The 23942-nt window shown below is 66.1% G+C and carries 27 protein-coding genes and 1 tRNA gene; 6 read left to right on the plus strand and 22 right to left on the minus strand.

What is annotated here, in order from left to right; genetic code table 11:
- Nucleotides 1-14 precede the first annotated feature (14 nt).
- The 13 genes from V0Z78_RS13295 to coaBC all read right to left on the minus strand — a co-directional run bounded on the left by V0Z78_RS13295 (nt 15) and on the right by coaBC (nt 12647).
- Complete coding sequence (locus V0Z78_RS13295) at nt 15-1799, minus strand: ABC transporter substrate-binding protein (protein WP_336345120.1); 1785 nt, start codon at nt 1797-1799, stop codon at nt 15-17.
- Between the two features lie 82 nt (nt 1800-1881).
- On the minus strand, nt 1882-2451 hold the full coding sequence (gene hpt, locus V0Z78_RS13300) for a hypoxanthine/guanine phosphoribosyltransferase (RefSeq protein WP_336345121.1): 570 nt from the start codon (nt 2449-2451) through the stop codon (nt 1882-1884).
- 38 nt (nt 2452-2489) lie between these two features.
- A complete protein-coding gene (locus V0Z78_RS13305; protein WP_336345122.1) occupies nt 2490-2882 on the minus strand; it encodes a MaoC/PaaZ C-terminal domain-containing protein in 393 nt (130 codons plus the stop codon).
- Between the two features lie 222 nt (nt 2883-3104).
- Nucleotides 3105-4979, minus strand: a complete 1875-nt coding sequence (locus tag V0Z78_RS13310) for a Na(+)/H(+) antiporter subunit D (RefSeq protein WP_336345123.1) — start codon at nt 4977-4979, stop codon at nt 3105-3107.
- Nucleotides 4976-6832 (minus strand): monovalent cation/H+ antiporter subunit D family protein, encoded by a 1857-nt coding sequence (locus tag V0Z78_RS13315; RefSeq protein WP_336345124.1) that lies wholly within the window; start codon nt 6830-6832, stop codon nt 4976-4978. Before V0Z78_RS13315 ends, V0Z78_RS13310 begins: the two co-directional genes overlap by 4 nt.
- Nucleotides 6825-8330, minus strand: a complete 1506-nt coding sequence (locus tag V0Z78_RS13320; protein WP_336345125.1) for a monovalent cation/H+ antiporter subunit D family protein — start codon at nt 8328-8330, stop codon at nt 6825-6827. Before V0Z78_RS13320 ends, V0Z78_RS13315 begins: the two co-directional genes overlap by 8 nt.
- Nucleotides 8323-8694: a cation:proton antiporter subunit C gene (locus V0Z78_RS13325; RefSeq protein ID WP_336345126.1), complete on the minus strand. Its 372-nt coding sequence runs from the start codon at nt 8692-8694 to the stop codon at nt 8323-8325. Before V0Z78_RS13325 ends, V0Z78_RS13320 begins: the two co-directional genes overlap by 8 nt.
- Nucleotides 8691-9185 (minus strand): MnhB domain-containing protein, encoded by a 495-nt coding sequence (locus tag V0Z78_RS13330; RefSeq protein ID WP_336345127.1) that lies wholly within the window; start codon nt 9183-9185, stop codon nt 8691-8693. The genes V0Z78_RS13325 and V0Z78_RS13330 overlap by 4 nt, the downstream gene beginning before the upstream one ends.
- Nucleotides 9182-9724 carry a DUF4040 domain-containing protein gene (locus tag V0Z78_RS13335; protein WP_336345128.1) on the minus strand — a complete coding sequence of 181 codons (543 nt, stop codon included), beginning with the start codon at nt 9722-9724 and terminating at the stop codon, nt 9182-9184. The genes V0Z78_RS13330 and V0Z78_RS13335 overlap by 4 nt, the downstream gene beginning before the upstream one ends.
- Nucleotides 9721-10050: a monovalent cation/H(+) antiporter subunit G gene (gene mnhG, locus V0Z78_RS13340; RefSeq protein WP_336345129.1), complete on the minus strand. Its 330-nt coding sequence runs from the start codon at nt 10048-10050 to the stop codon at nt 9721-9723. Before mnhG ends, V0Z78_RS13335 begins: the two co-directional genes overlap by 4 nt.
- Nucleotides 10047-10322, minus strand: coding sequence for a cation:proton antiporter (locus V0Z78_RS13345; RefSeq protein WP_336345130.1), 276 nt, complete (start codon nt 10320-10322; stop codon nt 10047-10049). The genes mnhG and V0Z78_RS13345 overlap by 4 nt, the downstream gene beginning before the upstream one ends.
- Nucleotides 10319-11353, minus strand: coding sequence for a monovalent cation/H+ antiporter subunit E (locus V0Z78_RS13350; RefSeq protein ID WP_336345131.1), 1035 nt, complete (start codon nt 11351-11353; stop codon nt 10319-10321). Before V0Z78_RS13350 ends, V0Z78_RS13345 begins: the two co-directional genes overlap by 4 nt.
- 88 nt (nt 11354-11441) lie before the next feature.
- Nucleotides 11442-12647 (minus strand): bifunctional phosphopantothenoylcysteine decarboxylase/phosphopantothenate--cysteine ligase CoaBC, encoded by a 1206-nt coding sequence (gene coaBC, locus V0Z78_RS13355; protein WP_336345132.1) that lies wholly within the window; start codon nt 12645-12647, stop codon nt 11442-11444.
- 184 nt (nt 12648-12831) lie between these two features.
- Here coaBC and V0Z78_RS13360 point away from each other — a divergent pair, with 184 nt between their 5' ends.
- Together V0Z78_RS13360 and V0Z78_RS13365 are read left to right on the plus strand one after the other, a co-directional pair.
- Nucleotides 12832-13554: a CHRD domain-containing protein gene (locus V0Z78_RS13360; RefSeq protein WP_336345133.1), complete on the plus strand. Its 723-nt coding sequence runs from the start codon at nt 12832-12834 to the stop codon at nt 13552-13554.
- Between the two features lie 81 nt (nt 13555-13635).
- Nucleotides 13636-13836 carry a hypothetical protein gene (locus V0Z78_RS13365; RefSeq protein WP_336345134.1) on the plus strand — a complete coding sequence of 67 codons (201 nt, stop codon included), beginning with the start codon at nt 13636-13638 and terminating at the stop codon, nt 13834-13836.
- Nucleotides 13837-13931: 95 nt separating this feature from the next.
- Here the strand turns inward: V0Z78_RS13365 and V0Z78_RS13370 are convergent, their stop codons facing one another.
- Nucleotides 13932-14663 carry an FAD-dependent oxidoreductase gene (locus V0Z78_RS13370; RefSeq protein WP_336345135.1) on the minus strand — a complete coding sequence of 244 codons (732 nt, stop codon included), beginning with the start codon at nt 14661-14663 and terminating at the stop codon, nt 13932-13934.
- Nucleotides 14664-14772: 109 nt separating this feature from the next.
- Here V0Z78_RS13370 and V0Z78_RS13375 point away from each other — a divergent pair, with 109 nt between their 5' ends.
- Both V0Z78_RS13375 and V0Z78_RS13380 read left to right on the plus strand, forming a co-directional pair.
- Nucleotides 14773-14943, plus strand: coding sequence for a hypothetical protein (locus V0Z78_RS13375; protein ID WP_336345136.1), 171 nt, complete (start codon nt 14773-14775; stop codon nt 14941-14943).
- A gap of 300 nt (nt 14944-15243) precedes the next feature.
- Nucleotides 15244-16251: a sodium:calcium antiporter gene (locus V0Z78_RS13380; RefSeq protein WP_336345137.1), complete on the plus strand. Its 1008-nt coding sequence runs from the start codon at nt 15244-15246 to the stop codon at nt 16249-16251.
- A 70-nt stretch (nt 16252-16321) separates the two neighbouring features.
- Here V0Z78_RS13380 and V0Z78_RS13385 read toward each other — a convergent pair whose 3' ends face one another.
- The 4 genes from V0Z78_RS13385 to V0Z78_RS13400 all read right to left on the minus strand — a co-directional run bounded on the left by V0Z78_RS13385 (nt 16322) and on the right by V0Z78_RS13400 (nt 17792).
- Nucleotides 16322-16822, minus strand: a complete 501-nt coding sequence (locus tag V0Z78_RS13385) for a GNAT family N-acetyltransferase (protein WP_336345138.1) — start codon at nt 16820-16822, stop codon at nt 16322-16324.
- A 24-nt stretch (nt 16823-16846) separates the two neighbouring features.
- Nucleotides 16847-16987: a hypothetical protein gene (locus tag V0Z78_RS13390; protein WP_336345139.1), complete on the minus strand. Its 141-nt coding sequence runs from the start codon at nt 16985-16987 to the stop codon at nt 16847-16849.
- Nucleotides 16988-17144: 157 nt separating this feature from the next.
- Nucleotides 17145-17522, minus strand: a complete 378-nt coding sequence (locus tag V0Z78_RS13395; RefSeq protein WP_336345140.1) for a hypothetical protein — start codon at nt 17520-17522, stop codon at nt 17145-17147.
- Entirely contained in the window at nt 17523-17792 is a 270-nt protein-coding gene (locus tag V0Z78_RS13400; protein WP_336345141.1) for a hypothetical protein, read from the minus strand. It lies immediately after the preceding gene.
- A gap of 275 nt (nt 17793-18067) precedes the next feature.
- On the opposite strand from V0Z78_RS13400, the gene V0Z78_RS13405 reads away from it, so the two are divergent.
- Both V0Z78_RS13405 and V0Z78_RS13410 read left to right on the plus strand, forming a co-directional pair.
- Nucleotides 18068-18751: a hypothetical protein gene (locus tag V0Z78_RS13405; protein ID WP_336345142.1), complete on the plus strand. Its 684-nt coding sequence runs from the start codon at nt 18068-18070 to the stop codon at nt 18749-18751.
- A 733-nt stretch (nt 18752-19484) separates the two neighbouring features.
- Entirely contained in the window at nt 19485-20384 is a 900-nt protein-coding gene (locus V0Z78_RS13410) for a CHRD domain-containing protein (RefSeq protein WP_336345143.1), read from the plus strand.
- 798 nt (nt 20385-21182) lie between these two features.
- Here V0Z78_RS13410 and V0Z78_RS13415 read toward each other — a convergent pair.
- The 4 genes from V0Z78_RS13415 to sufD form a co-directional block, all read right to left on the minus strand.
- Nucleotides 21183-21285 (minus strand) — tRNA-Gln (locus V0Z78_RS13415).
- Between the two features lie 115 nt (nt 21286-21400).
- Nucleotides 21401-21850 carry a metal-dependent transcriptional regulator gene (locus V0Z78_RS13420; RefSeq protein ID WP_336345144.1) on the minus strand — a complete coding sequence of 150 codons (450 nt, stop codon included), beginning with the start codon at nt 21848-21850 and terminating at the stop codon, nt 21401-21403.
- Between the two features lie 177 nt (nt 21851-22027).
- Nucleotides 22028-22528, minus strand: coding sequence for a ferritin-like domain-containing protein (locus V0Z78_RS13425; RefSeq protein ID WP_336345145.1), 501 nt, complete (start codon nt 22526-22528; stop codon nt 22028-22030).
- A gap of 65 nt (nt 22529-22593) precedes the next feature.
- Complete coding sequence (sufD, locus tag V0Z78_RS13430; RefSeq protein WP_336345146.1) at nt 22594-23811, minus strand: Fe-S cluster assembly protein SufD; 1218 nt, start codon at nt 23809-23811, stop codon at nt 22594-22596.
- Between the last annotated feature and the right edge of the window lie 131 nt (nt 23812-23942).

Below are 23942 nucleotides of genomic sequence, written 5' to 3' on the forward strand. Positions count from 1 at the left end.
AGGGCTTCGGGCGGTTATTCCGCATACCACGTCTGGCGGTCCCAGTCGTAGTTCAGCGTCTCGCGGGGACCGGCGATCCCGCGTCGATATCCCACCGGCGTTCGCCGCGCGACGAGGAAGTTCGCCGGCTGCTCCTGGTTGAGCGCGCCGAACACCCCATCAAGGCGGGCGTCGCGTTCCGACTCGCTGGTCGCCGCGCGCGCCTCGGCGTACAGCGCCGTGAGCTCCGCGTCGGGCACGTAACCGGAGAAGTTCATGCTGCCGCGTTCGAGCCAGAACCGGTCGGTCGCAGTCGGCGCCAGGGGAGAGGCGTTGAGCCCCACGCCACACAGCAGGTCCCACTCGGCCGCGCTCTCGGTTCCCCCTCGCGGCCCCGCGTTGTACTCGCCGGCCTCCCAGGGCGGGTCGCCCTCCCCCTGCCATCGGTTCGCCAGATGCTCCGAGAGCAGCCGTTCGTAGCCGACCCCCTGGGCCTCGACGCCGACGCCGAGTCGCTCGAGCTCCCGGACGAGAAACGACGCGAGCGGCGTCGTCCGGCCGGATTCGCCGGGATGGACGAGCGTCCACGTCACCGGCTCGCCCTCGGCGTCGAGCAGCCGTCCGTCGTCGTAGCCGAAGTCCTCGCCGAGCGCCGCCTCGAGCAGCGCCGAGACGTCCTCGTCCTCCTCGGCGTCCTGCCGGCCGAACGGCCGGAGCTCCGTCCCGTCCCACGTCGACCACGGCGGCTGGAAGGTGTGGATCGGCTCCGCGAAGCCGTCGTACACCTCCTCGGCGAGCGCCTCCTTGTCGACCGCCATCGAGCATGCCTGCCGGACCTCGCGCCGGCGGAACGGCCTCCAGCCGTTCGCGCGCTGGTTGTACGCGAGCAGCGTCAGCGTCGGTTCGGGAACTGCGTACAGCGAGACGCGGCCGTTTCCCCGGAACTGCTCGAGGCGAGCCGGCGGGACGACCGCCGCGGTGGCCGTTCCGTCCCTGAGCGCCTGTAGGCGGTCCCGTTCGCTCGCGAGGACGCGGTACTCGTACTCCTCGAAGTAGGGCGCGCCCTCCCACACCGTCGACGCGTTCTCGACGTTCCGCATGTAGTAGTCGTCGTTGCGGGCCGCGACGAACCGCTCGCCCCGCTCCCAGCGTTCGGGGGTGTAGGGCCCGAGGTTCCCGGTGTACGCGAGCCGCGCGAGGTCGTCGTCGTTCTCGAGACCTTCCCGGTCGCGCTCCTCGGCGTACGGCTCGAGCAGTTCCCGGGGCAGACATCGCGACGCCCGGAGCGCCGGCTCGTAGGGGAACTGCGTGTTGGGCTCGGGGAGCTCGATCTCGAAGCTGCGCTCGCCGGTCCGGTCGACCGCGGCGCCGGCCCAGGCCTCCGCGAGCCACGATCCCGCCCAGTTGCCCTCGCCCTGGTGGACCTCGCGGATGTGGTAGACCCAGTCGGCGGCGGTCATCCTGCCGTACGGGTCGCCCCATCGAAGCCCCTCCCGGAGGGTGGCCTCGTAGACCTGCCCGCCGTCGAGGACCTCGACGGCGAGCCAGAGGGGAAAGAGCTCCCGATCGGGGGTGATGGCGTACGCGCCGTCCATCACGAGGTCGAGACGCGCCCTCGAGGCGTCGTCGATCGCCCGGTGGGGAACCAGCGTGGTGGCCGGCGTCCGCGTCACCGTCGTCCACCGCTCGGAGCGGGAGGGGGGCTCGTTCTCCTCGGTCTCGGCGTGGTTCGGCTCGTCGTCACCCGCACAGCCCGCGAGCCCGACCGCCCCGGCGAGACCGAGCGAACGAAGCAGTCGGCGGCGCGTCCGATCCGGCATGTCACCCGGGTTCGCGCCCCGCACAATCATAGTTGTCGCTTCCGTGGGGCACCCGGGAAGGAGGTGCCGGCACGGCCGTCGATCAGCCGTCGCCGGTCTCGTCGACGACCACCACCTCGCCGTCGACGACGTCGACGTTGATCAGCGTCTTCACCGAGTAGTCCGAACCGTCGAGCTTGTTCTCGCCGCCGACCTTCTTGATCACCGCGACCACGTCGACGACCTCGGCGCCGATCCCCTCGAGCGCACCGGTGATCGCCTCGAGCGTTCCGCCGGTGCTGAGCACGTCGTCGAGCACGAGCACGCGATCGCCCTCGTCGACGTCGTTGATGTACATCTGGTTCTCGGAGTAGCCCGTCTCCTGAAACAGCGCGACCTCTCCCTCGAGGCCGTACTGGCGCTTTCGGATGACGACGAGCGGGATGTCGGTCATCAGCGAGACCGCCGTCGAGATGTGGATGCCCATCGCGGCCGGCGTGACGATCTTGTCGACGTCCTCCAGGCGGGCCTTGCGGATGATCTTGATGACGATCTCCCGGAGGAGGCTCGGCTCCAGCATGGGTACCCCGTCGCTGATGGGATGGACGAAGTAGTGATAGCCCTCTTTCTCGATGATGGGCGCTTCGAGAAGCGACCGCTCCAACTGATCCATGTCGTACCTACTCGATCGACCAGTAAAACCTGCCGATCCTACTCCTCCTTCCAGACGAGCCCCTCGAACGATCCCGACATCACCACGACCTCGTCCTCGTTCCGGCAGACGGCCCTTCCCGCCGCCTCGTAGCGGTCCTCGCGCTCGGTGACCGACTCGGTGGTCCACTCGCAGGTGATCGTCTCGCCCGTGTAGACCGGACGGCGGAAGTCGTACTCCATCCTCCGAGCGAGGAACTCCAGGTCCCCGCCGATCTTCGTGGGGATCGTCGCGGTCAACAGCCCCTGGACGATCAGGCGTCCCTCCTCGTCGGGGTCGGTGTGGATGGGCTGTCGATCCCCGGAGAGCTCGCCGAACTTTCGGACGTCCTCGGGGGTGAACGTACGCTCGTGGATATGGGTGTCACCCTCGACGGGCGGGTTCGTGGACATCGGCGGAAGATCGTCTCAACGCGGAATAAAACTCGGGGTGGTCGGGACCGAGCGGCCCGTCGGAAACGTCGCGGAATCCCTACCCGCGCCGTCCACGAACCGAGACGAGGTCGGCCAACTGGGATAGAAGAGATCCGTCGCGTTCGATCCGTTCGGCCGTATCTGGGTTCTTATCGAGTACAAGTCCCGACACCGGCGGACGCGGCCCGAGAAACCGGACGATCACAGCAGCAGTATCAACAGGGCGGTCAGCACGAGGACGACCAACAGGATCGTCGTCCCGATGCTCGCCCGGAGATAGAGCCGCGATGGCGTGTCGTCGTTCCGCGCGGCCGGTTCGTCCATCGGCTCGCCGCCGTCGAACTGGCGGTTCGACGAGGAGCCCGAGCCGGCGGACGGGTCGCCGCCGTCGGCCGGGCGGAAGTCGCCGACCAGCCACGACGGCAGCCGCCGGGCGAGCCGGCCGACAGCCACGACCGGGTTGTTGCCGATCCAGTAGCACGTCCGCACGAACGAGACCGCGGCGGCGTCGACCGCACGGAACGTCTCGGTGACCGCGAGCATCGACAGCCGGCCCGTCCGGTAGACCAGCGGGTTCAGGACGCGACTCACATCGTCGACGTGGCCGAGCCCGCTCAGCGGCTTTCTGATGAGCACGAAGCCGACGAGCGCCACCAACAGCAACAGCCCGGCGTCGATCAGATGGCCGGTGCTGTAGGGGTGGAGCTTGAGCTTAGCCGAGTACGGCAGCAGGCCGACCAACGTCGGCCACGCGATCCCGAGCCCGAGACACGCGCCGCCGACCGAGAGCATCCCCACCGAGTGGCCGAGCTTCGCGTCCTTCACCGCGGTCGTGGCCGGCCCGTGGAGGAACGCGTAGTAGCCGAGCTTGATGAAGGAGAGCAGCGTCCCGATCGCGCCGGCCATCAACAGCCAGTAGAGCGCCTGGTACTCGGGCGCGCCGTAGTAGTGGGGGTCGGCGGCGTCGAGGATCATTCCTTTACTTATGAACCCGTTGAACCCGGGGATCGCCGTGATCGAGAGCGCGCCGAGCGCGTACCCCACGGCCGTGATCGGCATCTCGCGCCAGAGTCCCCCCAGTTCGTAGAGGTCCTCCTCGCCGGTCCGGTAGATGATGACGCCGACGGCCATGAACAGCAGCGCCTTGAACAGGACGTTGTTGAACAGATGGGCCATCGCGCCCGCGACGCCCATGACGCTGCCGATGCCGATACCGGCGACGATGTAGCCGACCTGTGCCTGGATGTGATACGAGAGCAGCGCCCGCATGTCGTGCTGGAGCAGCGCGAAGGTCGCGCCGTAGACGGCCATCAGCCCGCCCATGTACGCGAGATAGAGCTGGCCCTCGGGGAACGCCTGGTAGAGGACGTACGCCGAGGACTTGGTCGTGAACACCGAGAGGAAGACGCTCGCTGCGATGTGCGGGCGTGGATAGGTGTCGGGGAGCCAGGTATGCAGCCCGATGAACGCGCAGTTGATGCCGATGCCGAGGGCGGCGAGCAGCGCGGGCGCGCCGGCGGCGATGCCGCTCCCGTCGATGACGACGGAGCCGGTCTCGACGTAGTGCCAGGCGACCGCCCAGAGCACGAGCACGCCGCCGATGCCGTGAGCGATGGCGTAGCGATAGCCCGCGCGGACCGCGTCGCCGCCGTAGGCCCAGACGACGAGCGTGCTGGTGACGGCCATCAGCTCCCAGAAGAACAGCAGGGTGAGCCAGTCGCCGGCGAAGATCACGCCCACGACCGAGCCGACGTACGACAGCACGAGCGCCAGCGTCGAGCGCGGGAGCCCGCTCGAGGCGGCGTAGGCCATCGCGGCGGTGCCGAGGAAGCCGAAAGCGAGTCCCAGCAGCCGCGAGAAGTCGTCGACGACGTACGGTTGGGCCTCGAAGCCGAGGAACAGCGTCGGGAGGTACTCGCCGGAGGGGACGATCAACGAGACGACGAAGACGTAGGCCGTCGCCAGCGCGCCGAGCGCGTAGCTCACGCGCCGGTCGAGGAACCCCGCGACGAGCGCGACGAGCAGGACCGGCACCGCCGGCGGCACCGACGTCAGCAGGTCGGTCGCGACGCTCATGGCACCACCTCACCGGTGACGCTCTCGACGATGTAGACGATCAGCTCGAGGAACACCGCCCGGCCGGGAATCACCCCGAGGACGATCGCGCCGAGCGCGATGACGGTGATCGGAACGAGCATCAGCCAGGTGCTCTCCTCCCAGGGCGTTCGGCGTTCCCAGCCCTCGGCGGGCGGGCCGCCGCCGTGATCGTCGTGGTTGTGATCGTGGTCGTGGTCACCGGTGTGATCGCTCGGATATCGATCCACCGCGTAGCCGCCCTCGCTCTCCTCGATGCGGGCGGGATCGTCGGACCGGTGATCAGGCTCGTTACCGGAGGACGCCCCCGGCCCGCCTTCGGCCGTTCGAATCGGGTCGTCCGGATCGCCACCGTCGGCGCGTGCGTCTCCGGCGGCGCCGGCGCCGTAGGACTCGCGTTTCCCGCCCATCGGAAACTCGAGCAGCGGTTTGGCGTCGTGGCGGTCCTCGGTCTCGAAGTAGGCCGTGTAGACGATCGGCCAGAAGTACGCGATGTTGAGCAGGCCGCTCAGGATCAGCGAGCCCGAGAAGATCGTCCCCATCGTGGGGCTCATCACCGCGTTCTCGGCGCCGATCACGCCGATCCCGCCGGCGCCCAGCCCGCCGATCAGCATGTAGTACTTGCTGACGAAGCCCGCGATGAGCGGGATGCCGGCCATGCCCGCCGCGCCGACGGTGAAGGCGGCCATCGTCCAGGGCATCCGCTTTCCGATGCCGGCCATCTCGCTGATGTAGTCGGTGTGGGTCTCGACGTGGATCGCTCCGGCACAGAAGAACAGCGTGAGCTTGCCGAACGCGTGAGCCGGGATGTGAAACAGCCCGCCGAGGATCGCGTAGGGATGCAGCATCGACAGCCCGAGCACGATGTAGGAGAGCTGGGCGGTCGTCGAGTAGGCGAGCCGTCGCTTGAGGTGGTCCTTGCGGAGCGCGATGATGCTCGCCGCGGTCAGCGTGAAGGCGGCGACGACCGCGAGCGGGATATGGACGCCGAGCTGAGCGACCGTCTCCGGGCCGTAGACGTCGAGGATCACGCGGGCGATGCCGAACGCCCCGGACTTGACGACCGCGACCGCGTGTAGCAGCCCGGAGACGGGCGTCGGCGCGACCATCGCGTCGGCGAGCCAGGAGTGGACCGGCATCAGCGCGGCCTTCACGCCGAAGCCGCCCACCAGCAGCCCGAAGCCCAGGCGCGCGAACCACGGGTCGGTCCCCGCGACCTCCGCGAGCGCGGGGATGCCGCCCGCGGCGAAGTCGACGGTGCCGGCCATCAAGAACACCAACACCGTGCCGGCGAGCAACAGTACGCCGCCGCCGAAGAAGGTGTACGCGAGGTACTTCCGGCCGGCGATGCGCGCCTCTGCGTCCTCGTCGTGGGCGACGAGGGGGTAGGTCGCGATCGACAGCAGCTCGTAGAAGACGAAGATGGTGAGGAGGTTCTGCGCGAACGCGATCCCCACGGCCGTCGAGAGACTCATCGCGAACGCGGCGAAGAACCGCGTCTGGTTGGGCTCGTCGAGCCCGCGCATGTAGCCCGTCGCGTAGAACGAGGTGAAGATCCACAGGAAGCTCGCGAGCAGCGCGAACAGCATCCCCAGCGGATCGGCTCGCAGCGCGAACTCCACGCCGGGGACGAACGAGCCGAGGCTCCAGACGTAGATCGTTCCGGAGAGCACGCCCGGCAGCATGCTGGCGATGATTCCGAACTTCGCGAACGAGGCGACGATCGACCAGCCCTCGCGAACGTTCGGATAGCGATGCGACGCGACGATCGCTCCCGCCGCGAGAAACGAGACGAGAACGGCCGCGAGCGGTCTGATGCTTGCTACCTCAACCATTGAGAACTCCCTCCACGAACGGTCCGAGCAGCGAATCGAACGTTCCGCCGGCGAAACCGAGCGCGACGACGAGGACGGTACAGAGGACGGTCATCGCGAGCATGCCCTTCGACACCGTCTCGCCGCTCCCGTCGGCGGCGAGCGGGTTCTCGGGGGTGTACGCGCCGGTTCGGGCCGGCGGCGTGAAGTACATCTTCTCCAGCAGCCGGGCGACGTACGCGAGCGTGAGCATCGTGCTCAGGAAGACGACCACGGCGACGGGCCAGACGCCCGCCTCGACGGCGCCGACGGCGATGAACCACTTGCCGACGAAGCCGACCGAGGGCGGCACGCCCACGAGCGCGAGCCCGAGAACGGCCATCGCACCGGCCGCGAACGGCCTGCGTTCTGCGAGGCCGGCGTACTCGTCGACGGTCCGCGCGCCCGTCCCCGCGGCGATCACGCCGACCGCGAGGAACAGCCCGCCCTTCATCAGCCCGTGGCCCAGCAGGTGGACGAGCGAGCCGACCAGCGCCGTCTGCGTGACCAGCCCGTAGGCGAGCACGATCAGCCCGAACTGCGAGACCGACGAGTACGCGAGCATCCGCTTGACGTCGGTCTGGAGCACCGCGAGGGTGGTGCCCGCGAGGACGCTCACCGAGCCGATCGTAACGATGACCTCGGTGACGTACGGCGTCGCCCGCAGGAACTCGACGGTGAAGACGGTGTAGGTGATCCGGAAGAGCGCGTACGCCGAGGCCGTCGAGACCAGCGCCGAGACCAGCGGCGTCGCGCCGTCGGGCGCGTGCTGGTAGGCGTCGGGCTGCCAGCTGTGAAGCGGGAACAGCGCGACCTTGACCGCGAAGCCGACGAAGACGAAGACGAAGCCCACCCGGACGAGCGTGGCGTCGTAGCCCACCTCCGCGAGCGAGGCCGATAAGTCGATCATGTTCAGCGTTCCCGTCGCCATGAACAGGTAGCCGACGCCGATCAGGTAGATCGAGGCGCCGACGGTCCCGATGACGAGGTATCTGAGCGCGGCGATCGCCGACTCGCCCGACTCGCCCTTGGCGACGATCGCGTACGTCGTCAGCCCCGTGATCTCGAGGAAGACGAACAGGTTGAACACGTCGCCCGTGAACGTCACGCCGAGCAGCCCGCCGACGAGCAGCAGGTACATCGTGTAGAAGCCGTTGCCGCGGGGCCCGCCGAGGCGGGTGTACGCGAGCACGCCCAGTGCGATGCCGGTGACCACCACCGAGATCAGCGTCGAGAGCCGGTCGGCGATGAGTTCGATCCCGACGGGACGGGGGAAGCCGCCGAGCTGGTGGATGATCCGGTCGCCGCCGGCGCCGAGATACACCTCCGTCGTGAGCCAGATCGCCATCGCGAACAGGCCGACGAGAGTGATCGTCGTGACCGCCCAGCCGGTCTCGCGCCAGCGCAGCCCCGCGACGAGCGAGACGGTCGCCGCGAGGATCGGCGCGACCACGAGCAGCGCCGGGAGCTGTTCAATCATCGGTTCGCACCTCCCGGAGGACGTCCTCACGGAGCGTGCCGTACTCGGTGTAGATGCGGATGATCAGCGCGAGTCCGACCGCCGTCAGCGCGACGCCGACGACGATCGCGGTGAGCACGATCACGTGGGGGAGCGGACTGACGACCGCCGACGCTGGACCCGCCGGATCGTCCGGCACCACCGGCGACGTCCCGCCATCGACGTAGGCGGCGGCGACGAAGAACAGGAAGATCCCCGTCTGGAACAGGTTGACGCCGATCACCTTCTTCACGAGGTTCGGACTCGCGATCACCATGTAGAGCCCGATCGAGACCAGCAGTATGAACGTCGCGTAGGCGTAGCGGGTCGCGAGCAACTCGATCACTCGCGCTCACCCCCGTCGACGGCCGTCTCGGAGTCTCCCTCGACGATCGCGCTCGTGGCGAAGCCCGCCCCCATGACGAAGAACAGGGCGATGACCGCCCCGGAGACGATCGCGGCGATGCCGAGGATCTCGACGCCCTCGATGCCGTACTTCACCGGGTGGTGGATCGGCAGCAGTCGGTACTCGAGGAAGGCGCCGCCGCGGGCCATCGAGACGAGGCCGATCAGGCCGAACGCTGCGACGCCGCCGGCGATCAGGCCGACGACCACTCGGTTGTCGAGCCACTGGCGCGTCGGCTCGATGCCGAAGGCGAAGGCGATCATCAGGATCACGGTCCCGATGACGGCCCCGCCCTGGAACCCGCCGCCCGGGGCGTCGGCGCCGTGGAAGGTGATGAACAGCCCGTAGGTCAGCACGAACGGCGTGACGATCTTCACGGTCGACATGATCACCTGGCTCTCGACGTACGTCTCCTCGTCGTTCCGGCTCATGTGAACGCCTCCCGGTGGAGGACCACCATTACCGCCACGGCGGCGCCGAAGACCACCACCGCCTCGCCGAAGGTGTCGAACCCTCGGTAGGCCGCGAGCACCGCGGCGACGGTGTTCGTGACGCCCGTCTCGTCGTAGGTGTTCTCGAGGTAGTACTGAGTCACGTCCGGGTTGGCCCACACCGGCGCCTGCTCGCTGCCGATCGCGGGCATCTCGGGGAGCGCGAGGACGCCGAGCACGAGCGCGAACGCGCCGACCACGACCAGCGCGGGTACGTCGATCCGCTCGAACAGCGCGTCGGTCGAGGGCCGGACCGTCTTCGCGATCGTCAACAGCAGCAGGATCGTCGTCACGCCCGCGCCGATCGCGGCCTCGGTGAGCCCGACGTCCGGCGCGAGCAGGTAGGTGTACAGCAGCGCCATCCCCAGGCTGTAGGCGGCGAAGACGATGATCGCCGAGAGCACGTCCCGGAACAGCGCGGTCGTGAGCGCCGTCAGCAGGACGAACGCTACGAGCGTCGCCACGACGAGGTCGCTCATCGTTCCCCACCCCCACGTTCGCGTTCGTCCCAGGGTTCGACGCCCGATTCGTAGGCAGCCCGCGCGATCGCGTGGGCCGCGGTGGGGTTCGTGACGAAGATGAACACGAGCAGCAACGCCGTGATCACCGTCGCCGACTGCCAGCCCATCGCGAGCGCGACGCCGGCGAGCGCGAGGCCGGCCCCGAGGGTGTCGGTCTGGGAGGCGGTGTGGGCGCGCGCGTAGACGTCGGGCAGGCGGAGCACGCCCGTCGCCGAGACGAACGTGAAGAAGACGCCGCCGGCGACGAGCGCGACGATCAGCGCCGTACGGATCTGCTCGATCATATGATGCCCCCGCGTTCGACGGTGAACTTCGAGATGGCGATCGACATCAGGAAGTTGAGCAGCGCGTACACCAGCGCGATATCGAGGAACCACGGCTCGTCGAGCCCCGCAGCGAGCAGCGCGAGGATCACCACGGTGTTGGTCCCGAGGACGTTCACCGCGAGCACCCGGTCCTGCATGGTGGGACCCTTGACCACGCGATAGAGCATCGCGATCGCGAGGACGACGAACGCCGCGGCGGCCAACAGCAACACGTCGTTAACCAGGCTCATCGTTCCTCCTCCCCGATGATCTCGGCGTCGTCGCGCTCGCGCGGGCTGGGGATGCGGGCGGCGTCCCGTCCGTAGAAGACGAAGCGGACCCCGCGCTCGAGACCGCCGTCGAAGAGGTCCTCGCGCGCGTCGGGGATCAGCGTGTGCACGATGAGGTTCTGGTCGTTGGCCCGTACCGTCAGGGTGCCCGGCGTGAGCGTGATGCTGTTTGCGAGCGTCGTCAGGGGGAGCCCGCCCCAGACGGTCGAGCGCAGCCGCGTCATCCGGGGTTCGATCGGCATCGAGGGTCGAAGGATCGCGATCGAGACGGCGACGTTCGCCTTGACGATCTCGTAGAGGAGATACGGGACGTACACTACGAACCGCAGCGCCCGAATCGGCGTCTGTCTCAGCGTCGGCGGCCGGGAGAACGTCACGTGCGAGAGCGTGATCGCGACGATCAGACCCGACACCGCCCCGGTTACGAGGTCGAACGGGTAGGTCGGATCGCCGAGCACGAGATAGAAGCCGAAGGAGACGGCGAACAGCGCGCCGAGGCGGCTCGCGCCCCCTGGAGTGATGAGCTGTCCGCTGCGTCGTGCCGGTTCGACCGGCGCCTCCTCGAAGTCAAGCCCGTGGCTCTCGAGCTGGTGTTCGAGCGGCTGGAGCATGGGAGCGGAAGAGCCCGGTAGGTACTCGGGATCGAGGATGATCAGATCGATCCCGTGATCGTCGGCGTAGTCGGCCAGCCGGTCGCCGAAGTCGCGCGGACTGAAGAGGTAACGATCCGTACCGATGACGGCCGTCTCGACGTCGAACGCCTCCTCGTTTGCGTCCTCGTACGCCCAGACGGTGAGCCGCTCGAGCAGCTCCTCGGCCTCCTCGATCGACTCGGTGCCGCCGGGGCTCTCGGCCTCGTAGGTCATCGCCGCGACGAAGTGGATCTCGACGCGGTCGGCCGCCGAGTCCAGGGCCGTCTCGACGGCGTAGCCGACGGTCCGCCGGAGCGTCACCGACTTCTCGACCGGGACGAGCAGTCGCTCAACCGCCACGAGCGCCACCTCCGTCCGTCGTCAGTGCACTGTCCATAGCGATAGTTAGTTACTCGATGCAAGCGGCACTCGAAGGAAAACCATTTCGTTATCCCTCGCGCCGTTCGCGGTTCTCGCCGAGGGCGGTCGCCAGTTCGTCCGCGATTCGGGCTCCGACCTCCGCCTTCGAACCGACGTGGCGTTTCGCACCGTGTTCGCGGACGATCAGTACGCGACTCTCCGCCTCGCCCATGACGTTCGCGTCGTTCGCGACGACGAACTCGAGATCGACCCGTCTGAGGGTCTCGCGGGCGGCCTCGACCATCCCCGTCGGATTGGTCTCGGCTTTGAACCCGACGATCGGGAGCTCCGGGTGGCTCTCCCGGACGGCGTCGATGAGCTTCGGGGTGGGTTCGAACTCGAGGGTCAACTCCTGACCGGAGCGGATCTTCTCCGCCGCGGCGTCGACGGTGTAGTCGCCGATCGCAGCCGTCGAGACCAGCGCGTCCGCCCCGACGCAGGTCTCGAGGACGGTCTCGCGCATCTCCGCCGCGCTCTCGACCGGACGGAGCTCCAGATACGGGAACGACTCGGCCGGACCCTCGTTCGGCGGGTGGGGACCGACCGGCCCGTGGACCAGCGTCACTCGTGCCCCGCGGACGTAGCAGGCGCGCGCGACCTCGCGGCCGGTCCTGCCCGAGGAACGGTTCGTCAGCACGCGGATCGGGTCGATCGATTCGCCCGTCGAACCGGCCGTGACGACGACGCGTTCGTCGGAGAGCGGCGAGGGTGTCGCGGCGCGCGCGACGTCGAGGGCGATCGCGTCCACGCTCGCGAGCTTCGCCTTCCCCTCCTCTACTCGAGGAGAAACGAACTCGACGCCCCAGCCCTCGACGCGGTCGATCGCCTCGAGCACGCCCGGGTGGTCGTACATCGGCTCGTGCATCGCGGGGGCGATCACTACCCGCGTTCCCGCTCCGAGCGCGGTGGTCGCACACGTCGTTACGGGCGTGTCGTCGATTGCGGCGGCGATCTTCCCCACCGTGTTGGCCGTCGCGGGCGCGATCAACAGTACGTCCGCCCAGCCGTCGCGTCCGCAGAGCTCGACGTGCTCGACGCGGCCGGTGAGCTCCGTCACCGCCTCGTTCCCGGTGGCGAACTCCACGCTCCAGGGATGGACGATCCCCCGCGCGCCGGCGGTCATCACTCCACGAACGTTCGCGCCACGACGGCGTAGCTCGTGGGCGAGTTCGACGACCTTTACTGCGGCGATGGACCCCGTGACCCCTAGCGCGACGTTCACTCCCGAGAGCATTCACTTCGGAGTTCTGGTCGGGAGGAGTTAAACGTGCGCCGTCGGACGGGCGGCGTGGGATCCGTGTATTCCGTCGTCGCCGACGGGACGTTATACGGATCGTAAGTAAAGTTGAAGTAACATGTTGACTTGTTATGTGTTAACCTGGCAGTTCTCCAACGAGGGAGCGCTGGGGGAGGACATCATGAGCAGCAATCTCAACCGACGGCAAGTACTGAGCGCGACGGGTGCAGCGATCGTTGGCAGCATGGCCATGAGCGGGCAGGCGGCGGCCAGCAGCCACGGCGACCAACCGGGAACGTATTCGGCGGAACTCTCCGGCGACGCGGAGGTCCCGCCAGTGGAGACGGACGCGAGCGGCCACGCCACCTTCGAGGCGAACGAGGACGAGACGGCGGTGGAGTACGAGGTCCACGTCGAGTCCATCTGTAACGTCACGCAGGCGCACGTCCACCTCGGCGAGGAGGGCGAGAACGGCCCCGTCGTCGTGTGGCTCTATCCCGAGGAGGGAGCGGAGCCCGAACTCATCGAAGGGCGCTTCGACGGCACGCTCGCGGAGGGGACGATCACCGAAGACGACTTCGTCGGCCCGCTCGAGGGTGCGTCGTTCGAGGAGGCCGCGGAGACGCTCGAGAGCGAGGGCGGGTACGTCAACGTCCACACCGAGCAGCACCCCGGCGGCGAGATCCGCGGACAGATCGAACCCGACGAGATGTCGGAAGAGGAATCCGAAGGAGGCGACTCCGAAGAATCCGAGGACGAGCAAGAGCAGACACGTGAAGAGGACGAGGGAGACGAGGACGAAATGGAGAGCGAGTCGGAGGACGAAAACGGCTCCGACGACGGGGATGACGACTACTCGTCGGTCAACGCTCTCCTCTCGTTCGTTCGCTCGCTGTTCGTGTAGAGGCCCCCGTTCGAGTTTTTCGCGCCAGCATGCGTGTGCTACCCGTACACTCATACGTCCCAGCGAACTACCTCGCGTGCGATGTCACGACAGAGCCAGGAGACCCTCCGACACGTTCCGAGCGACGAGTGCACTCGGTGTGGTGCGCAGATCGACCCCGATCAGGGGATGTTCGTCCTCCGCGAGGAGACCGCCGTCGACGAGGACGATACGGTCGAGAGCGGCAACCTCTGTGTGGACTGCTTCGAAGACGTACGGGCGTTCGTACAGGGCGAAGCGTAGATGCACTCGGGCGTCGGACCGTCCGAAACGCGTTCTTCCGTCCGATACGCGGAGAGTGATCACGAACAGCCGTCGGACCGTCCCTGCGTGCTCGATCACTCCTCGGCCAGGCTCGGGTGCGGCGTCGGATCGTCGGGGTGCGGCTCGGCGAGCCACTCGCGCATCGCCTCGCGGGCCTCCTCGGCGCGGCGTTCTCGCTCCTCGTCCGTGATCTCCTCACAGCCGGGCGGGACGTCGATGCCCCGGTCGGTGAAGTAGCCCTCCGGGACGACCCAGTCGTTGTAGAAGTGGACGTCCGAATCGTGGATCAGCGTCAATGCGACCTGCGCGCCGTGGCCCGCGGCGATGACGGTCTGGTGGTACTGTTTGGCGAGGCGGCCGGCGGTGTACAGGCCCTCGACGTCGGTCCGTCCGTCCTCGTCCGTGCCGACGAACTGTTTGGTGCCGCGCCGATCGAGTTCGACCTCGAGCGTCTCGAGGTAGCTCGAGTCCGACCAGGAGGAGACGATCACCCGATCGGTTCGGAGCACGGCGCCGTCCTCGAGGGCGACCTCGAACCGTTCCTCCTCGTCGGTGATCTGGGTGACGCGTCCCTCGTGGAACTCGCAACCCGCGTGTTCGGCCTGCGCGTGCGTCATGTCCAAGAAGAGCCGCGGGTTGATGCCGACGGGAAAGCCGGGGAAGTTCTCGAGATGAGCGTTGCGCCGCAGGATCGACTCGCCGGCGTCGATGACGAGCGTCTCCAGTCCGGCGCGGGCGGTGAAGATCCCGGCGGTGAGGCCGGCGACGCCGCCGCCGACGATCAGCACCTCGTGGTCGTCGTTCATACGCGAAACGGTACGCCCGACGTGGATAAGTCGTTCGCGATCGTTTCCGAGGCGTTCGGCGCCCACTCCTCTAAGAAAACATATATGCGCGAACGATGACACTGCATTAATGATCTCCTCCAGCCCTGAAAGACGCCCGCCGCCTCGTTCGAAGACGACCCTGTTCTGCCCGTACTGTGACCACGAAAGTCCGATCGGGGACGAGTGGCGCATCCACGAACGAAGGGGTTGCGTCGTCTACGAGTGTCCGAACTGCGAGACCGCGGTGACCGCCCGCTGATCGATGTCGATCCGCCGAACGACCGTCGAGCGAGGCTTACGGACAACTAGAGCCGGTCACACGGGAGGGCGCAACGCCCCACGAGGTAGCGGACACCGTCCGATGTCTCGCGAACGACGACGCCTCGTTCGTCACCGGACAGACCGTCGCGCCGACCGGCCAACCCCACACGTTCTCGCCGCCCGTGGGACGTCGATCACGAGCCGGGTTCCCGCGACGGCGTCTCGACGGTCGCCTCGATCCGGGGAGTGAAGACCCCGCCGGGCATTTTAAGCGACCGTCGCGAAAACGCCACCCCATATGGTCGAGGTCGGGATGGCGATCGTCCTGGCCGCGGTCGGCACGGCGATCGTTTGGAAGGGGAGCGGTTGGCTCGAGGACGCCGCGGATCGACTGGCGATCGGATACGGACTGCCGGCCGCGGTCCAGGGGGCGATCGTCGCCGCGGCGGGTTCGAGCATGCCCGAACTGGTCAGCGTCCTCGTCTCGACGCTCGTCCACGGCGAGTTCGAACTCGGCGTCGGGGTGATCGTCGGCTCGGCGGTGTTCAACTTGCTGGTGATCCCCGGCATCGCAGTGTTGATCGACGAGGGGCTGGAAACGACCCGTGACCTGGTCTACAAGGAGGCGCTGTTCTACATGCTCGCAGTCGCGACCCTCCTGTTGACGTTCTCACTGGCCGTCGTCTACTACCCGCACGACGCCGGCGAACTCGGAGGAACCGTCACGCGTCCTCTCGCGCTGTTCCCGCTCGGACTGTACGCCTTCTACGTCTTCACCCAGTACCTCGACGCCGCCGATCACGATGACGAATCGGACGAGAGGGTCGATCTCCCCCGGACCTGGATTCGCTTCGGTCTCGGGCTGGCGCTCATCGTCGTCGGCGTCGAGGCGCTCGTACGCGCGGCGATCGACCTCGGCGACGCGTTCGGGACGCCGGCCTTCCTCTGGGGGATGACCGTCGTCGCCGCCGGTTCGAGCTTTCCCGACGCGTTCGTCAGCGTCGCGGCCGCGCGGTCCGACCGCCCGACGGTCACCCTCGCGAACGTGCTCGGAAGCAACGTCTTCGACCTACTGGTCGCCGTGCCGGCGGGTATCCTCGTCGCCGGAGCGCTGACGATCGAGTTCGCGCACGTCGCGCCGATGATGGGGTTTCTGGTCCTCTCGACGGTCGTCGTGCTCGCGGGCATGCGGACCGAGATGCGACTCTCGCGGCGAGAGGCGTGGCTACTGCTCGTGCTCTATGCGGTGTTCGTCGCGTGGCTCGTCCTCGAGAGCGTCGGGATGACGTCCGTGATCCGGCCGTAGATCCCGTCGACGAGAAGCACGCTTCCGACCCGGCCCGGACGGGGTGAGCGTCCCGGGTCCCGAGCGTCGGTCAGTCGATCTCGCCCTCGTAGACGTTCGCCCTGTGCGTCTCGCCGCCGATCTCGACGTCGCGTTGGTCGACCTTCTGGTAGCGCGCGCCGTAGAACGCGTTGCCGGCGTCGTTCTCGACGAGGACGGAGTCGCGAACGCGCTCGATTTCGCGCTCGCGAAGCGCGGCCTCCGTCCGTTCCAGCAGTCGGGTGGCGATCCCCTCACCCCAGCGTTCGGGTTCGACGTAGACGCTTACGTCGCCGATGCGTTCCGACTCGTCGGGCGTAGTGCTGGCGTAGCCGACCGGCTCGCCGTTCGCGGTCGCGACGAACAGCTCCGCCTCCGGGGACGTCACCAGCTCCTCGATCGCGGCCGTGGAGTAGCCCGCCGCGAGCAGTTCGTCGACCGTCTCGTCGCTCAGCACGTCCTCGTACGCCTCCCCCCAGGAACGGCGCGCGATCGAGCGGATCGCCTCGACGTCGTCTCTGGTCGCCTCCCGGACGTTGATCTCCGAGGCCATGGGCCCCAACTATCGTGCGAGGGATTAACTCTGTGGGAGGGAGTCGTCCGCCGCGTCTTCCCCTCGCTCGCGTCGCCGTCGTAGCAACTGCGCCATCGCCGCAGTGCCGATCGCGAGCGTTCCGAGCGCGAGCACCCACGGGCCGGTCGGTGTATCGTCCGTCATCGGACACCCTACGTCATCGACGTCTATGAATCGACCGCCTCCCCAAAAACGACGGAACGGGACCTGCGTGTCCGGGGGGCACTCTACGGCGGGTATCGAGCCCGCCCATGGCGGCGTGGTCACATCACAGCTCACGGAGTACGCCCGCGATCTCCCGCTAGTGGCCCCGGCGCGCCTCTAGGCTCTGTCCGACCCAGACGCTTCCCTCGTCGTCCTCGATCCCGTTTACCGGCGTGTCTTCGGTTCGCGCTTGATACTCCTCCGTCGCGACGCTCACTTCGATGTCGGGGAGGGGATCGCTGATAGCGTCCACCACTCGTCGTTTCATCGGTCTCGGCGCTCCCCCACCGATCCTGACGTCGTCCGTCGAGATACCCTGGAAGCTCACGCTACGATCGAAGCTCCTATCGGCGATCTCGCCGAGTTTCGGGAAGGAGGCGGGGCTGATGTCGTGCGTGGGGATATGCCAGCGGTCGAAGGCGCTACCGTCGTCGTTCCACCCTCTACAGCGCCAATAGGTCGTCTCCATCTCCAACTACGAGTGGAGACGCGCACCCTGCTCGTCCGTGAACGGCTCGATGTCACCTCCGTGAGGCGCGCTGATCAGGAGCGCGTTCGACCCGGGGTCGTCGAGGCGTTCGATGAGCTCCCCGTTTTCCCGCGCGGTCGAAGCAGAGAAACTCGGGTGCGGTACCGTCGCATCCACGGTCGCGCTGAACTCCTCGTCATCAGTGTCGAGTCGTTCGCGTCCCGCTTCAGGCAGACGAACGACGTTCTCCGGCGGCTCATCACAGGTCTCACGCACCGAGTAGAGCGCGTACTCGTCTTCGTTCCGCCTGATCGGACCTAATGACCCTTGCCCCTTCCAATGGCGTCGAGCCGGTCGGCATCGGCCGAACGATAGACGCCCTCCGGACCGAGCGACTGTCCATCGGTCGGCGGACGCACGCTCGCCTCATAGGTCGTGCTCGTTCCGTCGTCCGACTGCGCGGCGACGGGGATTCCGACGACGGCGGCGCCGAAGGGACCGAGGACCGACCTGCGGGCGAGCGTCGATCCTTCCGTTGAATCCGACCCGGAGTGGGGGGAACTCTCCTCCGGAGCGAAAGCGGTCATCAGCCCCCGGACGGGGAGAAGTTCCGCGAGTTCGTCATCTTACTCGCCGACGGAATGCACGTAGTCAACGACGATGGGACATGCGTTGTGCCTCGAGGAGGGCGAGAAGGCGACGCGTGCAATCAAATCGGCGATCCCGAGGACCAAGGGTTCGGAAGCGTCAACAATCGATCGGAACCGTTCCGGCATCGATTCGAGAGTGGCAACGACAGCGCACATCTCGTCTACAGCTCAAGGGAACACGGCGATCCGAACACGCCGGTGTTCCGGGCGATCCCGAACGACACCGTCGTCCTCCGGGTGAGTCAGAGCGGAACTCAAACCCGCGGAGTGGCATTTCACCTCTCCGACCACAGGTGGAGTCGGTACAGAGCGGACCCGGACGAACCCATCATCGGCGTCGACGACCACCTGAGCCCGGGCAAGACGATCAACATCTCTCCCATCGACGATGCTGGCGGACTAACGCGAGCTCCGGGCGATTACATCTTCCAGGAGTTGAAGACACGCGGTCGGCTGGAATCCGGCATCTGGGGCATCTTCCGCGTCCGGGATAACCGCGATGACTTCGAGAACGATCCGATACTGCCACTCAGCGAGGTCGGTACTGGTGGATCCCGTTCAGCTGATGGTAGATTCAGGCGGTGACCGTAGCGATGGCTCCGGTTAGCAGCGGGGAAGAAGGAGCGTAGGCGACGAACCACCTGATATTTCCTCTCTCCACTGTCCTACTCGCTCACTCACTTGTAGTGCTCGAGAACGTCTCCGTTCGGGATGACTAGGCAGCAGCCCCTGGTCGGCGCCGGCGAGAAGAGGTACGGCCTCGTGATCAGAGGATCGAAACGCCGCATGCTACGTTGGAGTCGGCGAACGTTTGGACGTCGTCTCCCCACTCCTGGTGACAGGTCTACGCTCGTAGGGTGCGCCGCGTAAGTCTCCGATGAGGGATACGTCTCGATAATCCGTCGGCAAGTCAGTCGTAAAGCTCCTCCTCGGTCCCTGCGTTTGACCGGAATCATGAGCAGGGACCACTGAGTGACAGCGTTTCACGAGCGGCCAGCTCTTCTGGTCTCGAACCCATCAGCCCATCAATATATGGATGCTATAATGACGGTTTTGTATCACTACCACTACCCGTCCAGCGTTCGAAAAGGCGTCATCACGGCTATCTGTTTTCGAGTACAGCGACCATTACCTATCGTCATATTGTAATAGTTATCTAGATGATAGATATAAGAGATACGGCCTAAAAACCCCACTATATATGACAGAAAACTAATTATCTATGACGATCAATTGGGACGTTCGGGTGACCGGACCCGAATACAACGAACCACGAGCATCGTAACGGAAGCGAACAGCGAAGACGGGGAAGGAAACCATGGACGACACCGAGAAGACAGGATCAACGCGGCGAACGTTCGTCAAGCTGGTAGCGGCCGGCGGGGTCGCCGCCAGTTTAGGCAGCGTTACGCTCGCCCAACAGGAATCGGACATCGAACTACTAGGCAACGCAAGCGGGTGGGAGGGAGTCGCTCCCGACGATATCGCGGATGAAACCAATCCGACCCTCCAGCTAGTGGAAGGGGAAGACTACGTGGTCGTCTGGGAGAACGATGACGGCGCCCCGCACGACTTCTTCATCGAGAATGAAGCCGGTGAGGTCGTCGTCGAGAGCGAACAAGTGGCTGAAGAGGGAGAGAGGGTGTCGGTTGAGTTCACCGCGCAAGCGGACTTCGCCGAATATTACTGCTCCGTCCATCCCGAGAGCATGGTTGGAGACGTCGAAGTCGGCGAAGAGGAGGAGGACGAGATGGAGGACGAGGAAGAGGCGGACGAGACGGATGACTCCCCACGGGAGTACGAGGCCAACCTGACGGGGGAGCCACACGACGTGGACACGGATGCATCGGGGCATGCGACGTTCGAGGTTCACGAGCACGAGGAGGAGCTGGACGCTCATTACGAGTTGACGGTTGAGGACATCTGTAACGTCACGCAGGCGCACATTCACCTCGGTGGTGAGGGAGAGGACGGTCCCGTCGTCGTCTGGCTCTACCCTGAAGAGGGAATGGAACCCGAACTGATAGACGGACTGGCTTCGGGCACCATCGCCGAGGGGACGATCACCGAGGACGACCTCGTAGGGGAGTGGGAAGGTGCCGACTTCGAGGACGTCGTGGCGGCGTTTGACGCGGGTGGTAGCTACGTCAACGTCCACACCGAGGAGCATCCTGGCGGCGAGATCCGTGGTCAGATCGAACCTGCTGACGGATCGTAGATCCCATTCGCCTATTTACCGATTCTGGTGCCTCGCCGACCGTTGAATCGAACGGAACGATGTAGTGAGGTCCTGAGCCTCTGATCGAATCGGCGTATTCTTGATTCAGCCGTGCTACTGGGCTCTGATCACCCCATATCCCTATTCCGGACCGGACCCCGTTCCGGATGGTAACTCCGTATACCTCTCACAAAAGCAGGTAGCATACAGTATCTACTACTCTCCGGTAGTTTGGATAACTAATGTTGCTGACTAGAATGTCGACTTGCCGAGAGCATCGCACATGAACTCGAGCAGTGTAGCGATCAACGACCCCAATCGATCATCGGGTATGCGCAGTGCGACTCGAAGAACGCCACGCCCCGACCACTGAGATCGAACCGCGCCATGAGAATGAAACGATTGTCTCCCTGAGTGAAAAGGACGGATCTCGACAGTTATCGTAGAGGAGACACGATCCAAGGAACAGACCGCGTATCACGTCACGTATCAACCTCACACTGGTGGTGGAGAAGGAGGATAGCTTGGCGATACCTCGGTCCTGTTAGTCAATAGACCGCTGTAACCGGCAATCGTCATCTCGACGTCCGGTCTCGAGACTTCTCCAGAGACGGCTACATCACCATCGCCTACGCTGTTACTGCGACGTCAAGAGGATTACCTGGTGGGAGTATACACGAGACGGATACCCGGGTACGAGGCTGAAGAAGCCGCTGTTAAAGAATCTACCAAGACATAGTAGGTCCGTCGGTCGTGTCGGATATCCTTCCTTTCTGAGGAGTATAGGGGAATTCTGAGTAGTCCCGGGCGGATTCGAACCGCCGTCAATGGCTGTCTTCCACGATGGAACGAACCAGTCGTGTCCAAAGGCCATTATGATTGGCCACTACACCACGGGACTGCGCACGTCTTCGCCGTGCTTGTCCCGTGTACCTCGTGATTCCTTCAGAATCACTCAGCACCACGGGACTGTGCATGGGGATCTACTGGAGGCGATCACTTCAACGCTTCGAGCGCTACTCCGCGGAGTGTTCGGCCTCGGGCTCGATCGCGGCGACCTCGAGGTAGCCACAGGCGTCGGTGTCGGCGTCGAAACAGTCGGGACACTCGGGTTCGCGGTCGATGATCGTGTCGAGGCGCTCGGCGACGGTGTCGTCGATCACGCTCTCGAGTTCGCGAGCCTCCGCGCGGAACTCCTCGACCTCGAGGACGTTCGTGAGGAAGCGCTCGATGATGCAGTAGGTCTGGAGCGCGCTGCGTGCGCGGGCGATCCCCTCGTCGGTGAGCGAGGCGCCCTTGTACTTCTCGTGTTCGACCAGCCCGCGCTCCTCGAGCTTGCCGATCATCTCGTTGACGCTCGCGGGGCTCACCTCGAGACGATCGGCGAGCGCGCCGGTGGCCGCCGGCTCGTTCTCGACGCGCTGGACGACGTAGATCGCCTTGAGGTACTGATCGGCCGTGTTCACGGCGACCACCTCGCGGGGTCGCCGTGAGCCGGACGAACCGTTGGTTCGTCGTCGTTCACGTGAACCACCTCGTGGTGAGCGTGAACTCGATGGAGTGATCTCTACCGTCGTTCACGGCGACCACCCCGGCCGATCGTCGCGTGTGCGTTCGGGAAGCCGTCCCCCGTTGTGTTCGTCTCATGCTCGTGTCTCCATGATCTCGGTCACCTCGCGGACGCCCTCCTCCTCCTCGTCGCGGATCTCCCGTAGCGTCTCGAGCAGCCGCTCGCGGTCGACGCCGAACCGCACGTCGCTCCCTTCGATCGCCCCGATCAGGTCGTCGTAGAACTTGTAGGCGGTCTCCTCGCTGTGGAGCTGGTCGTAGAGGATGCCGTCGAAGTCGTCGGGTTTGGTCTGTCCGTACTGGCCGTCGACGAGCGTCTCGATCTCCTCGAACGCGATGCTCTCGGCCTGGAGGTCGTCGATCAGCGCCTCGAGCCGCGCGCGGTGCTCGGCGGACTCCTCGGCGGCGTGTTCGAGCAGCTCCTCGATCTCCTCGTCGAGCCGTTGGGGCTCGTCCTCCGAGAGCTCACGGTGGTGGTGGTACGCCCGCGCCTCGACGACTTCCTCGAGGACGATGCCGATCTGTAGCAGTCGGGCGAGCTGTCGGTCGGAGCCGACCTGACTCGCGAGGCTCACGGAGCTACCCTCCCGAAAAACGGTGACGGTGTGCGAACGGTGCCTGCGCCGGCGTGCATACGACCCTATCGGAGCCGCTCTTTGATACGTCCTTCGAGGTCCTCACGCAGTTCGTCGACCTCGATCTCCTCGAGGACGGGGACGAAGAAGCCCTCGACGAGCATGTTCTTCGCCGACTGCGGGTCGACGCCCCGCGAGGTCATGTAGAAGAGGTCCTCGCGGTCGATCTGGCCGACCGTCGCGGAGTGGCTCGCCTCGGTGTCGTGGTTGTTGATGATGAGCTTCGGGGAGGCGTCGGCCTCGCTCTCGTCGCTCAGCATCAGCGTGTTCTCGCGCTGGTAGGAGTTGGTGTCCCAGGCGCCGCTGCCGACGTCCTGGACGCCCTCGTAGACCGAGCGCGCCCGGTCGTCGAGCACGCCACGCGTGACGAGGTCGGCGGTGGTGTGCTCGGCGCGGTGCCAGACCCGCGAGTTGATGTCGAAGTGCTGGTCGTTGTGGCCGAAGAACGCCCCGACGATCTGGGACTCGGAGCCCTCGCCCGAGAGCGTCGTCTCGACCGCGGACTTCGTCAGCCGCGAGCCGAGGTTCCCCTCGATCCAGTTGATCGTCGAGTACTGGTCGGTGACGCCGTGTTTCAGCGTGTAGTTGTACGTCTCCTCCGAGAGGTCCTGGAGGCTGCCGTACTGGACGTGGCTGTTCTCGCCCGCGTTGATCTCGACGAGGCCGCTGTAGTAGCGCCCCTCCTCGCTGTCGACGTCCTCACCCGTGGACTGGCGCTCGAGGATCGTTACGGAACTCGACTGCTCGGTGACGACGAGCGTGTAGTTGAACAGCGACCGCGAGTTCATCGTCGTCCGGATCGTCACGTCCTCGGCGTCGACGTTCCGCGGGACGTAGACGAGGGTTCCCGTGTCGAACAGCGCCGTCGAGAGCGCCGTCAGGTAGTTCTCTTGGGGACTGATCGCGGAGCCGAAGTTCTCCCGGACGAGCTCCTCGTGCTCCGAGAGCGCCTCGGCGAACGGCAGCACCTCGACGTCCTCGGGGCCGACCTGGTCCTTCTGCTCCTCGGCGGAGAGGGGATCGACCAGCGCGTCGAAGTCGAGGTCCTCGAGGTTCGTCCATCGGCGACCCGGCGTCTGGATGACGTCCGGCAGCTCGAGCGCCTCGAGCGCCTCGAGCGCCTCGAGGCGGGTCTCGAGCATCCACTCGGGCTCGTCGAGCCGTTCGGAGATCTCGCGTATCGTCTCCTCGGAGACGTCCGCGTGCTGGATGCCGGCGCTCATCCCAGACTCCCCTCCATCTCGAGTTCGATGAGGCGGTTGAGCTCGACCGCGTACTCGATCGGCAGCTCCTCGGTCAGCGGCTCGATGAACCCGCTGACGATCATGCGTTTGGCGTCGTCGTCGTCCAGCCC

It is taken from the genome of Halalkalicoccus sp. CG83 (assembly GCF_037081715.1).
Taxonomy (GTDB): domain Archaea; phylum Halobacteriota; class Halobacteria; order Halobacteriales; family Halalkalicoccaceae; genus Halalkalicoccus; species Halalkalicoccus ordinarius.